12 protein-coding genes and 3 pseudogenes are annotated in these 10,774 nt (G+C 61.1%); 6 read left to right on the top strand and 9 right to left on the bottom strand.

Annotated features, from left to right (window positions below; all coding sequences use genetic code 11):
• Positions 1–383: GMP synthase (glutamine-hydrolyzing) (locus NKI29_RS32795; RefSeq protein WP_502894648.1), on the top strand; the 383-nt coding region annotated here is incomplete at its 5' end.
• A gap of 652 nt (positions 384–1,035) precedes the next feature.
• On the opposite strand, the gene NKI29_RS32785 is transcribed toward NKI29_RS32795, so the two are convergent.
• A complete protein-coding gene (locus NKI29_RS32785) occupies positions 1,036–1,683 on the bottom strand; it encodes a TetR/AcrR family transcriptional regulator (RefSeq protein WP_352578784.1) in 648 nt (215 codons plus the stop codon).
• A 287-nt stretch (positions 1,684–1,970) separates the two neighbouring features.
• Here NKI29_RS32785 and NKI29_RS32780 point away from each other — a divergent pair, with 287 nt between their 5' ends.
• Entirely contained in the window at positions 1,971–2,864 is an 894-nt protein-coding gene (locus NKI29_RS32780) for an NAD(P)/FAD-dependent oxidoreductase (RefSeq protein ID WP_352457588.1), read from the top strand.
• A gap of 133 nt (positions 2,865–2,997) precedes the next feature.
• Positions 2,998–3,861, top strand: coding sequence for a class I SAM-dependent methyltransferase (locus tag NKI29_RS32775; protein ID WP_023676202.1), 864 nt, complete (start codon positions 2,998–3,000; stop codon positions 3,859–3,861).
• A 906-nt stretch (positions 3,862–4,767) separates the two neighbouring features.
• Here NKI29_RS32775 and NKI29_RS32770 read toward each other — a convergent pair.
• From NKI29_RS32770 to NKI29_RS32750, 5 genes and pseudogenes are all read right to left on the bottom strand, one after another.
• A pseudogene (locus tag NKI29_RS32770) lies at positions 4,768–4,880 on the bottom strand (alpha/beta fold hydrolase); the annotation flags it as partial.
• Between the two features lie 3 nt (positions 4,881–4,883).
• A complete protein-coding gene (locus NKI29_RS32765; RefSeq protein ID WP_352569204.1) occupies positions 4,884–5,696 on the bottom strand; it encodes an SDR family NAD(P)-dependent oxidoreductase in 813 nt (270 codons plus the stop codon).
• Positions 5,697–5,730: 34 nt separating this feature from the next.
• Positions 5,731–6,237: an SRPBCC domain-containing protein gene (locus NKI29_RS32760; RefSeq protein ID WP_352450990.1), complete on the bottom strand. Its 507-nt coding sequence runs from the start codon at positions 6,235–6,237 to the stop codon at positions 5,731–5,733.
• 3 nt (positions 6,238–6,240) lie between these two features.
• A complete protein-coding gene (locus NKI29_RS32755) occupies positions 6,241–6,840 on the bottom strand; it encodes an NADPH-dependent F420 reductase (RefSeq protein ID WP_352798611.1) in 600 nt (199 codons plus the stop codon).
• A gap of 149 nt (positions 6,841–6,989) precedes the next feature.
• The gene (locus tag NKI29_RS32750) at positions 6,990–7,724 is read right to left on the bottom strand and encodes an SDR family NAD(P)-dependent oxidoreductase (protein WP_352798609.1); all 735 of its coding nucleotides are present in this window, start codon (positions 7,722–7,724) and stop codon (positions 6,990–6,992) included.
• A gap of 268 nt (positions 7,725–7,992) precedes the next feature.
• Between NKI29_RS32750 and NKI29_RS32745 the strand changes: the two genes are divergently transcribed.
• From NKI29_RS32745 to NKI29_RS32735, 3 genes and pseudogenes are all read left to right on the top strand, one after another.
• Positions 7,993–8,889: a LysR family transcriptional regulator gene (locus NKI29_RS32745; protein WP_352798607.1), complete on the top strand. Its 897-nt coding sequence runs from the start codon at positions 7,993–7,995 to the stop codon at positions 8,887–8,889.
• 160 nt (positions 8,890–9,049) lie between these two features.
• On the top strand, positions 9,050–9,685 hold the full coding sequence (locus tag NKI29_RS32740) for an NAD(P)H-dependent oxidoreductase (RefSeq protein WP_352798606.1): 636 nt from the start codon (positions 9,050–9,052) through the stop codon (positions 9,683–9,685).
• Between the two features lie 108 nt (positions 9,686–9,793).
• A pseudogene (locus NKI29_RS32735) lies at positions 9,794–10,006 on the top strand (GMP synthase (glutamine-hydrolyzing)); the annotation flags it as partial.
• Here the strand turns inward: NKI29_RS32735 and NKI29_RS32730 are convergent.
• From NKI29_RS32730 to NKI29_RS32720, 3 genes and pseudogenes are all read right to left on the bottom strand, one after another.
• Positions 10,007–10,285, bottom strand: a pseudogene (locus tag NKI29_RS32730) (dihydrofolate reductase family protein); the annotation flags it as partial.
• A gap of 77 nt (positions 10,286–10,362) precedes the next feature.
• Positions 10,363–10,596, bottom strand: a complete 234-nt coding sequence (locus tag NKI29_RS32725) for a hypothetical protein (protein WP_352798605.1) — start codon at positions 10,594–10,596, stop codon at positions 10,363–10,365.
• A 2-nt stretch (positions 10,597–10,598) separates the two neighbouring features.
• On the bottom strand, positions 10,599–10,774 hold a 176-nt coding region (locus NKI29_RS32720; RefSeq protein ID WP_352798613.1), incomplete at its 5' end, for a transposase domain-containing protein.

The following is a 10,774-nucleotide window of genomic DNA, read 5'->3' as shown; positions in this document are numbered from 1 at the left end:
GCCGGCATCCGTTCCCCGGTCCCGGTCTCGCCATCCGCTGTCCGGGCGGCATCACCCGCGAAAAGCTGGAGATCCTGCGCGAGGCCGACGCCATCTATCTCGACGAGATCCGCAAGGCCGGACTCTACGACGCCATCTGGCAGGCCTTCGCCGTGCTGCTGCCGGTGCAGACCGTCGGCGTGATGGGCGACGGCCGCACCTACGAGTTCGTCTGCGCGCTGCGCGCCGTCACCTCGGTCGACGGCATGACGGCCGACTTCTACCATTACGACATGGCATTCCTGGGAGCAGCCGCCACCCGCATCATCAACGAGGTACGCGGCATCAACCGCGTGGTCTACGACGTGACGAGCAAGCCGCCAGGCACCATCGAGTGGGAGTGAGGGAAACGGCGATGATAGGCGGCTCTAGCGTAGTATTTCGCAGAAAATACAATGATTTGCGGGCAGGGCAGACTGCTAGCCAGGGTACATTATCAATGGAATTGACAAATCTATCAAGTCATTGAAATCGTTAAGTTTATCGGAGCGCCTGGCGCGGCTCGCAGCTTGTAGCAGATCACTCTGACGGTACTTTTGACGGTTTTTTTCGTATCCGACAGAGCATTCTAAAAAGTACCGTCATTCGTTTTTAGGGTTTGACGGTACTTTTCTGTGTGTCAACGCTTTGAAATATATAACGAAAATGCCCCGTAGCATGACATTTCCGCGCTGACGGTACTTTAGTTATCGACATACATAGTTTCAGCTTTGGCTGCGGTACCGATCGATGTTCCGGACCCGATCGCATATCGTCGGATGGCACCGTCGCATCACCTATCAAATGTTGTCCCGACTGCTGCCGGATCTGCGATGGAGAGAAGCGTCGACCGCATCCAGGCGGGAGCTTGGACCGCGGTAGATGCGAGCGTCTTTTTATATCGTTGGGAGAAAGATGAGGTGCCGCGATCTGTGCAAGCTCGGCCGCGCGCGCCGGCCCAATATGACGAAGCGCCTGGACCACGGTCCCGGCCAGCTGCCCGGAGCAATCAAATGCTTATCCGCCCGCCTGGTCGTTGCCACCGTGCGCGGCGATGAACATGGCGACGGCCGACCGGCAATAGGATTCGATTTCGTTGTCGTCCTCTGCTCTCGCCTGATCGAAGCGTGCGATAATCAGGAGATCGGATCCTTTGAAAAGCGCGGCAAACAAGCGGGCAGACCGGAGAGGATCGGGCACATTCAGAACCGCCTTCGCGTGCAACTGGCGCAACAGGGCCTCGATTTGGGCGATGACATGGGCGGGGCCAGCTTCGTAATGGAGCTTGCTTAACGACTTTTGATTCGTCTTGTCGGCCATGACCATGGCTTCGACACTGCGGACGTCCGGGCTCAACAGCGTGCGAAGCAGGGATGATCCCACCGTCATGAGCTGATCTTCGGCCGAACCGTCGACGCCTTCAAAAAGGGCCTGTGGTGCAAACTGATGGCAGCGGGCCGCGATGGCCGCGCTGAACAGCGCCTCCTTGTTCTCGAAGTGCCGATAGATGCTGAGCTTGGATATCTTCGCCCGCTGGGCGACCTTGTCCAATGTCGTCGCTTGAAAACCCAATTCCACAAAGAGTTCGCACGCGGCGTCGACTATCGTTTGGCCAAGCGCCTCGTTGGCGGGCCGGCCGCGCCGGCCCTGGCTGTTTTCGGTCACGACAATTCCAGTACTTGACAGTATTATAATTCTTGCATTACGATACCATGCAGTATCTGAAATGTGCAAGCCAACGGGTAGGTTTCAACCTGTCCTCCAAATCAAGTTTCCCCGGGCCGCCCGGCGATATCGAATGCGGCATTGTCCGGCCGGTCAACACAGTGATGGGCGACATTCTCGTCGATGCCGAAGCCCTGCTCGCTGACCGTCTCGAGCGCGTATCGGTGGACGATATTTCGCGCCAGGCCCAGCCCAACCCCTCCATCCACAACACGGAGCTTATCACCATGGATGACGTCATCATCATCGGCGGCAGCTTTGCCGGTCTAGCCGGCGCCCTGCAGCTCGGCCGTGCCCGCCGCAAGGTCACCGTTCTCGATACCGGCCTGCCGCGCAACCGCTTCGCCGGCCACTCGCATGGTCTGCTCGGCCACGATCACAAGCCACCGCTGGACATCCTGGCCGAGGCGCGGCAGCAGCTGGCGCGTTATCCCACGATCAGGCTGGTCAATGCCCGGGCCGACAGCGTCTCCGGCGCCGTCGACGATTTCTCCGTCCTCACTGGCGATGGCGAAAGCCTTGGGGCGCGCCGCCTGATCCTGAGCTATGGCGTCGCCGACCAGATGCCTGATGTTCCGGGCTTTGCCGAAGGCTGGGGCACGTCCATCGTGCCCTGCCCCTATTGCGACGGCTTTGAAGTCGCCGGCCAGCATTGGGGCCTCGTCTGGTCCGGCCCGCAGTCGCACCAGTCTGTCAGGCTGTTCCACGATTGGACCGACAGGTTGACGCTCTTCGCCGATGGTCACGACATTCCGCCCGATATCCGGGCCGATCTCGCGCGTCGTAACATACCTGTCGTCGATGGCCGGATCACCGAGATCGCCCATCACGGGGACCATATCGCCACCGTCAATCTCGATACCGGCCCCAATGTCGCGGTCGACATCCTGTTCGCGCATCCGCGCAACAAGCCGTCCGCAAGCCTGCATGAATCACTGGGCCTCGCCACGGTCGATACGCCCCTCGGCATCGCCCTCAAGGTCGACGAGCGCCGCGAAACCAGCATGCCCGGCATCTACGCCGCCGGCGACCTCGCCAACCCCCTCATGCCCTCGGTCACCACGGCATCATCGCACGGCGCGATGGCGGGCATCTTCTCCCAGCAGTCGATGCTGGTTTGAGAGCACAGATTCCCTTCTCCGGTTGCCGCGGGCGATCATATTCTGAAGGTTGCGGGCCGGTGTCACGGAACGCGGGCCCCCTCTCCCCTGAGGGGAGAGCCTAGCAAAGAAAGAATCAGAACAAGGATATGGCATGGCAGAGAAAAATGTTTATCAGGTAGCCGACTGGAATGGCCAAAGCGGGGAGCGCTGGGTCGCTTACCAGGCCCGGCTCGATGCCATGATGGCGGTGTTCGGCCAGGCCGCGATCGAAGCCGCCGCGCCCGCCACGGGCGAACGCGTGCTGGACGTCGGCTGCGGCGCGGGGGCGTCTAGTCTGGATCTGGCCGCCCGCGTCGGCGCGGGGGGCCATGTGCTAGGCGTGGACATATCCGAACCGCTGATCGGCAGAGCGCGCGCGCTAGCGCCGCAGGATACGCCGGCCCTGTTCCAGGTGGCCGACGCCAGCAGCACCGCGTTGCCCGAGGGCGCGTTCGACATCCTGTTCTCGCGCTTCGGAGTGATGTTCTTTGACGATCCTACGGCGGCGTTCGCTCATATGCGCCGTGCGCTCAAGCCGGGCGCGCGGGTCGCTTTCGTCTGCTGGCGCGGCATGGCCGAGAACGATTGGGTGCGCTTGCCGATGGGTGCGATCAAGGGCATCGTCCCGCCGACGGCGCCGCCCGATCCCGAAGCGCCCGGCCCGTTCTCGTTTGGCGACCAGGGGCGGGTGGCGCGTATTTTAACGGCGGCTGGCTTCACCGATGTCGCTATCGCGCCATTCGATGCCTCCATCCCGTTCGGCGAGGGGGGGACGCGGGACGCGGCGATCGACGACGCGGTGGAGATGACACTCGAGGTCGGCCCGCTGTCGCGCGCTCTCGCTGATCAGCCCGACGACATCCGCGCCCGCGCCTCGGCCGCGGTTCGTGCCGCCTTCGCGGGCCTCCCCGGCGAGCGGTCGGTGATGATCGACGGCGCGGCGTGGATCGTCATGGCACGCAATCCGGCAAGCTGACAGGGATTAACAGGGGAGACGCCCCCGCTCGGTGGAGCGGGGCGTCTTTGGCCGGTCAGATTGATGTCCCTTCTGGCTTGGAAGCCGCCATTAGCGAGCTAGAGGCTTTGATGGCGGGGTACAGCGTTTGCACGACACTCGAAAACGTTGGTGCACGTGCTTACGGAGCACGTAGCGGGTACGACGTCCGCACGCGATGTATTCGAGGCTGCACAGAACGCCGCCAAGGCGTAAGTCCGGGACGGATCAAGGCATGAGAGGAACTGCGTGTCGTTCAGGCTCTTGCGAGCCGTGACGGTCTTTTTGCCGACGGGATCGTGAAGGCACAGCTAAAGAATGTCGAAAATCGACCAATCGATGCCGATAGTCGCTGAAACCGAGCAGATTTTGAATCGCCGAAATTCTCCTTTGAATTCAAGAGCGCAAATTTCTGACGGATCGGGGAGACGGTTCTTCATTGCGTGCAGAAAGAATTTGTGCAGGGAATTCAATGCGTTACGATCACTTAAAACAATCGAGTGGGAATGATGGGGCGTACGGTAGAGTAGGTTGGAGTACTGTCGGATATATTCGGAAATTGTTGGTCAACGATAGGAAGCGATAGTTCGCGGGCGATTCTGCAAGAACAAGCAGCCGTTTTGCAGGTCGGCGATAGACCTTCGATTATGTGTAGAGAGGCTCAAAGGGATCGATACACCGCGCCGTCCACAGCACATGCTTTGGATTGGGGTTGGAGCGCCGATCCAATTCCTCGGACAATAGACATCATGTTCCGTGGATTCGTATCATGGTCTAAGCCCCGGGGCGGGACCAACGAGACGAGCGCACGGCCGCCGAGCACAGCGGGGACGGCGCCGTAGCTGAATACGTTCTCGTGCCTCGCATAGTTTCAGAGTGCTCCCGCAATGCGTGGATCGTGCGCATGCCGTGCGCCAGATCCCTGTAGACTTAAGCGTGCCATGCTTCAGCAGCTTGGCCGACAGCGGACCCGAGTTGGCGAACGGAACAATTTGGTCGTCCTGCTACGCGACGAAGCGGACCACGCCACCATCCACCCGCAAAGCCGCGCCGGTGGTCGCCGAAGCCTGCTCCGAGCATGTGTAGATGATCATGTTGGCCACCTCATCGGTGGTCGCGAAGCGGTGGATGAGGCTCGTCGGACGCATCGCCTGCAGGAAGCCCTGCTCGGCTTCGTGCTGCGTGATTCCATTTGCGTCAGCCTGTTTCGCCATGAAGTTGCCCAGGATCTCAGAGCGGGTAGGTCCCGGCAGGACGGCGTTGACGGTGACGCCCGTGCCCGCGACCGCCTCGGCAAGCCCGCGTGAGACCGCGAGTTGAGCGGTCTTGGTCATGCCATAGTCGAGCATTTCCTTAGGAATGTTGACTGCGGATTCGCTACTTATGAACACGACGCGGCCCCAGCCTTTCGCCACCATCCGCGGCAGGTAATGACGGCTCGCGCGCACGCCACTCATTACGTTCAACTGGAAGAGGTCAAGCCAGTCCTCATCGGGGATATTTGCGATATCCTCGACGCCGTTGTAGCTCCGGATGTGTGCTGTACCGACGTTGTTCACAAGGATATCGGCGTCAGGCGCATGCGCGATCAAGGCCTTTGCCCCCTCCGCTGTCGCAAGATCAGCGGCGATACCCGAGATGTCGCTGCCGGGGAAGGCCTGCCGCATCTGCCGCACCGCCTCATCGACCCGAGCGTTTCCACGGCCGTTGACGACGACCGATGCACCGGCACGTGCCAACCCCTCCGCCGTCGCGCGGCCGATACCGGCGGTGGATCCGGTAACAATGGCCTTGCGGCCTTTGAGTTCGATATTCATCTCATTCATCTCCAAAATTAAATAGGAAGCGCAATCAATCCACTGTCGTCTTCGCTGTTTCCGCCTCCGCTGCGTGGGCGAGGCTTTCGACCCAGTCTTGGTGATACCGGTAGAGTGCGCCGGGATGTTTGCGCCCGAGCTCATCGAGGAAGAAGGGGCCCTGCTGCGTTTCCTCGGTCAGCACATGGCAGCCATGGTCTGTAGGCGTGATGACCCAGCCATGGTATGCGCTTGAGCCGGTCTCGTCGCCATCAACTGTCGTCGCCCATGCGAGCCTGCGAAGGGGCTCGCATTCCGTCACGACCAGACTCATCGGAAATCCAACCGTCACACGGCTGTATCGCGTTCCGAGCGCCAGTTCCGGCTCCCCCGTCAGAATCTTGACCTGATCCTCGGCGGGAAAGTAGCTCGACCAATTCTCGGCTTCGACGAGCAGCTTCCAGACCGCTTCAGGCGGCGCCTTCACGTCAATGTCGTTGAGTGCGTAGATGGCCGACGTTTTCGGATCATATCGCTCGGGCCAGGTCACATGGTCGTACATCGATTACTGCTCCTTCTTGAACAAATCCTGGAAGATGAGCTGGCCCCAAGTGCGGCCGCGTGCCTGCACCAGCGCGCCACCCTCGTTGAGCTTTCCCAGCTTGACGGGTGCGAACCCGAGTTGTTTGGCCAAGGCCGCCACGGGAGCGGTCGCGTCCTCGTCGTCGCTCGACAGAAAGACGACACGGTGCCCGCCCTCGACGATCGGATCGGCAGCCAGGGTGGCCGCAACCAGGTGATTGAAACCTTTCACGAACTTGGCGCCGGTGAACGCCTTCGCGACGAAGGCGGAGGACGGGAGACCGTCCAGCTCTTCAGGCACTGGAAACGCGTTCGTCGCGTCGATGACTGTCTTGCCTTCCCAGCTCGGCAGAGCCTTCGCAACTTCGCGGTGCTCTCCGAACGGGACTGCCAAGATGATTGTGTCGGCCTCGAGTGCATCCCGCAGCGACTTGGCGACGACCGTGGGTCCAATCGCCCGAGCCTGCGGCGCCAACGCCTCGGGCGGCCGGCGGCTCGCGACGGCCACGTCGATGTTTTTACGGGCGAAGGCGTGGGCGAGGGCCTGGCCTATCTTACCGAATCCTACAATTGCGTAGCTCATGATCTTCTCCGATCCGTGTTGGTATTGATTCCCCGGCCTTCAACGGCGCTGGGTTATTCGTTCCGCTGTGTGGCGACCTTTGCGTGGTCGTTCCACCATGGACACGCTAGTTCCCGCCGGTCAGCCGCTTCCCGCGATCCGGCGCGATTTCAGATGGCCGAGAAGCCGCCATCGACAGACAACTCCACCCCATTCACGAAGCTCGAATCGTCGGAAGCAAGAAACAGCGCGGCCGTCGCAATTTCCTCAGGACGCCCCATCTTTCCCCGCGGGGTCAGGGCTTCGAACATCTGCTTCGCCTCCTCGGTGAGAACTTGGTCCTGCATCGGTGTGGCGATCGGCCCCGGGTGCAGCACGTTCACCCGGATATTCCTGTCCTTGAGTTCGTTGAGCCACCCGCGTGCGAATGCGTGCAGCGCCGCCTTGCTCGCCGCATACACGCTGTAACCAGGAAAACCTTTCACCGAAGCAACAGACCCGGTCATGAAGATCGATCCGCCATCGTTGAACAGCGGCAACGCCTTCTGAACCGTAAACAGCGTGCCGCGCGTATTCAGGCCGAAGGCCGCATCGAAGTGCTGCTCGGTAATCTCGCCCAGTGGGACGGCTTCGCCCGTGCCGGCGCTCGCGTACAGGACGTCGATCCTGCCCTTTTCCCGCTTGACTGTATCGAACAGGCGGTCGAGGTCGTCGAGATTGGCCGCGTCGCCGCGCACGCCGGTCGCGTTCCGGCCGATCAGCTTGACGGCCTCGTCCAGCGCCTCCTGTCTCCGGCCCGTGATGAAAACATAGGCGCCTTCTTCAACGAACCGCTTGGCGCTCGCCAGCGCCATGCCGCTCGATCCACCCGTGATGACTGCAACCTTACCCTCAAGCTTTCCCATGACTTCTCCTTTCGTGGTGTCGGGACAGCATCTGCCTCCGAGAACCTCGAAATGGGTCCGCCGGCGTCAGTTGTTGAGTGCGGAAGCGCGCACATCGGTGGTGCGAGATCGATCCGGCTGGACGACTGACGCCAGCCGCGACGATCGGCGTCCGTCGTTCGGAATTGAGCCGCGCTCGTCGACATAGGCTATGATGACCGCCCGTACTGCTGTTCGATGTGTTAGATACGGGCTTTGGAAGGCGCACCGCGCGGTGCCGGATTGCACCATGATCGACTGGGATGACGTTCGCTACTTTCTTGCCGTCGCGCGCGGAGGCTCGGTGCGGGCCGCCGCCGAGCGCCTCGGTGTGAACCACTCGACCGTGCTGCGACGTGTCGCCCAGCTCGAGGAACGCCTCGGGGTGCGCATGTTCGAAAAGCTGCCTTCGGGCTACCGCCTGACGGCTGCGGGCGAGGAGGTCCTCGAGTTCGCGGACCAGATGGAAGTGTCGTCGCACCTGCTGGAGACGCGCGTCTTCGGGCGCGACCAGAGCGTGCGCGGGCTTCTGCGGGTGACGCTGGCACCGCCCCTCGCGACACACCTGCTCATGCCGGACTTCGCCGATTTCGCGCGTCTGCATCCGGACATCGAGATGGAAATCTTGTCGTCCGGCGAGCTGGCAAATCTGACCAACCGAGAGGCCGACGTCGCGATCCGCGTCGTCTACGACCGCAAAACCCTGCCGCTCAATCTTCACGGCCTGAAGGGACCGGAACTGTTCGGCGGCATCTACATGTCCTGCGATCGACTAGCCGCGTGGCGTGCGGGCGCGCCTGATCCCATCCGGTGGATCGTCATAAGCATTCATGGAATTCCGAAATGGGCCAGCGAGGGTGAGGTTCGCACCACGGGGGTTCCCTTCAGGACCACGGACGCCGAGGCGCAGATCGTTGCTGTACGGCAAGGGCTCGGGATCACGACACTGCCCTGCTTCGTCGGCGATGCCGACCCCCTACTGGTGAGGGTGCCGGGCACCGACCTGCACATGTACGGAACGCTCTGGCTTCTCACACAGGGGGAGACACGCAAGACGAAGCGCGTGCGGCTCTTCACGGAGTTCGTATCCCGCAGGCTCGCCGTGTACGCGCCGCTTCTCGCGGGGCTGTCCATATCGCGCGACTGACGCCTGGCAGGTCGCCGATGGCGCTGTCTCGAGCGTACCGCTGTAGAAGGGCCATTCTCGGCGTTGAAAAACAATTGCTCTTTGAAGACTGTGGCGCGTACAGCTATTTCGAAATCCATGATTGGCATGAGAAGCTTTGCCCGAGCACCGCGCCGCACGAATGATGACGCGCAGCGCAACCAAATTGGGGAGGATTCAAAATATTGGTATGCGATGTTTGATTGTCACGGCTCATCCACTCAATCTAAGCCTTTGCCAAACGCTTTCGAACGCAGCTATCGACACCCTGATGGATGCGAAGCACCAGTGCCGACATGTTGATCTGTATCGATCTGGCTTCTTCCCGGCTCTTACACCGGCGGAGCGCGCGAGCTACTATTCCGGATTCGAGACTACGGAGGTAGCTAAAGAGATTGAGGATCTTCTCTGGGCCGAGACTATCGTCTTGATTTTTCCCACGTGGTGGTTCGGACCTCCAGCTATATTGAAGGGCTGGTTCGACACGGTATGGGTGCCTGGTATTGCATACGATCACGCAGCCGATCTTGGTGCCATACAACCGCGACTTCGCCAGTTAAGGAAGGTGGTTGCAATAACCACTTTGGGCTCACCTTGGTGGGTCGATTGGCTGATCCTCAGGCGGCCAGTGCGGCGTGTTCTCAAGACAGCTATTCTGAATACCTGTGCTCCTCAAGCCTCGCTTACGTTCCTTTCATTTTACAAGGTTGAAAGTCTGCCTAGGCAAGGTGTCGATGCTGCGATAAATCGCATTAGATCAATGCTACAGCATCTATAGCTAAGCCCCGTCACAATGCTCCTTTTCTTTGAAGGGCGCAGGTAGAGCAATGCCCGTGGGGACAGCGCGGCTCGTGACCGCTGCCCTTATCGGTATGTACGCGCATACGCGCCGAAAGCGTCACCATCGGTAGATGGCAGCACCGCGGATATCTACCGTCACGACATGGCATTCCTGGGCGCCGCCGCCACCGGCATCATCAACGAGGTGCGCGGCATCAACCGCGTCGTCTATGACGTGACGAGCAAACCGCCAAGGCACCAGAGTGGGAATGAGCTCAAATTCGGTCCGACGGACGTTAGGGTGTCGGGTGGGTTGTGATCAGGCGGGAACGTACGTCACTCTGATCGCGTCCTCGCCAACCCGGTCGCTGGCCACGAGACGCAGCGGTGGCCGGGGGCCGGCGAAGAATGGCTTGCCGCGACCAAGCACGATGGGACGCAAGTAGAGCCGGTACTCATCGATAAGGCCAAGCTCGGTCAGACTACCCGCAAGCTCCGGTCCGGCGACTTCGATCTCGCCCTCGTGTTCGGCTTTCAGCGCCCTAACGAACCCTTTGAGATCGTCGTCCACCAGCGTGGCGTTCGGCCCGACCGACTTCAGGGTGGTACCCATCCGGTGAAGACCGCAGACGTGTATCCGGCGGCCATGAGGACCTGAGCACCGCGGTGCCGGCGTCAAGTTTTTGATGGGGAGGCGCGATGATATTCTTCGAGGAGGAGTTCGACCTCCTCGATGCCTTCATCGGTGAAGGCCAAGATCCCGTCGTCATCGTTGGCGCCGTAGACCCAGATGACGCCGTCCTCGGGCTCGAGACCGAGGGTCAGTTCCTGGATGAGCGCTTCGCTGACGCCGAGGTCCCTGGCGACACGTTCGACGGTGTAGACGTGATGCACCTTATTGCGCTGCATGATCAGGCCGCCGCTGATTGGGTCCGCAGTTGTGCGGATCTCCAATTCCACGGCAGCAAATCATCGATCCGATGGGCTGGGTGGGCTGCGATGCGCGCCAGGATATCGGCGAGCCAGGCCTGCGGGTCGATATCGTTCAACTTGGCGCTGACGATCAGGCTGTAGAGAACGGCAGCGC

Source organism: Mesorhizobium sp. M0678 (assembly GCF_040320505.1).
Lineage (GTDB): Bacteria > Pseudomonadota > Alphaproteobacteria > Rhizobiales > Rhizobiaceae > Mesorhizobium.
The sequence above is the reverse complement of the archived record's forward strand: the minus strand, read 5'-3'. Positions and strand labels throughout refer to the sequence as shown.

Excerpts from the sequence above, each read along its gene's own strand:
- NKI29_RS32780 (WP_352457588.1), top strand. The coding sequence starts at position 1,971 with ATGGATGACGTCATCATCATCGGCGGCAGCTTTGCCGGTCTAGCCGGC.
- NKI29_RS32775 (WP_023676202.1), top strand. The coding sequence starts at position 2,998 with ATGGCAGAGAAAAATGTTTATCAGGTAGCCGACTGGAATGGCCAAAGC.
- NKI29_RS32765 (WP_352569204.1), bottom strand. The coding sequence starts at position 5,696 with ATGAATATCGAACTCAAAGGCCGCAAGGCCATTGTTACCGGATCCACC.
- NKI29_RS32760 (WP_352450990.1), bottom strand. The coding sequence starts at position 6,237 with ATGTACGACCATGTGACCTGGCCCGAGCGATATGATCCGAAAACGTCG.
- NKI29_RS32755 (WP_352798611.1), bottom strand. The coding sequence starts at position 6,840 with ATGAGCTACGCAATTGTAGGATTCGGTAAGATAGGCCAGGCCCTCGCC.
- NKI29_RS32750 (WP_352798609.1), bottom strand. The coding sequence starts at position 7,724 with ATGGGAAAGCTTGAGGGTAAGGTTGCAGTCATCACGGGTGGATCGAGC.
- NKI29_RS32745 (WP_352798607.1), top strand. The coding sequence starts at position 7,993 with ATGATCGACTGGGATGACGTTCGCTACTTTCTTGCCGTCGCGCGCGGA.
- NKI29_RS32740 (WP_352798606.1), top strand. The coding sequence starts at position 9,050 with ATGATGACGCGCAGCGCAACCAAATTGGGGAGGATTCAAAATATTGGT.
- NKI29_RS32725 (WP_352798605.1), bottom strand. The coding sequence starts at position 10,596 with ATGCAGCGCAATAAGGTGCATCACGTCTACACCGTCGAACGTGTCGCC.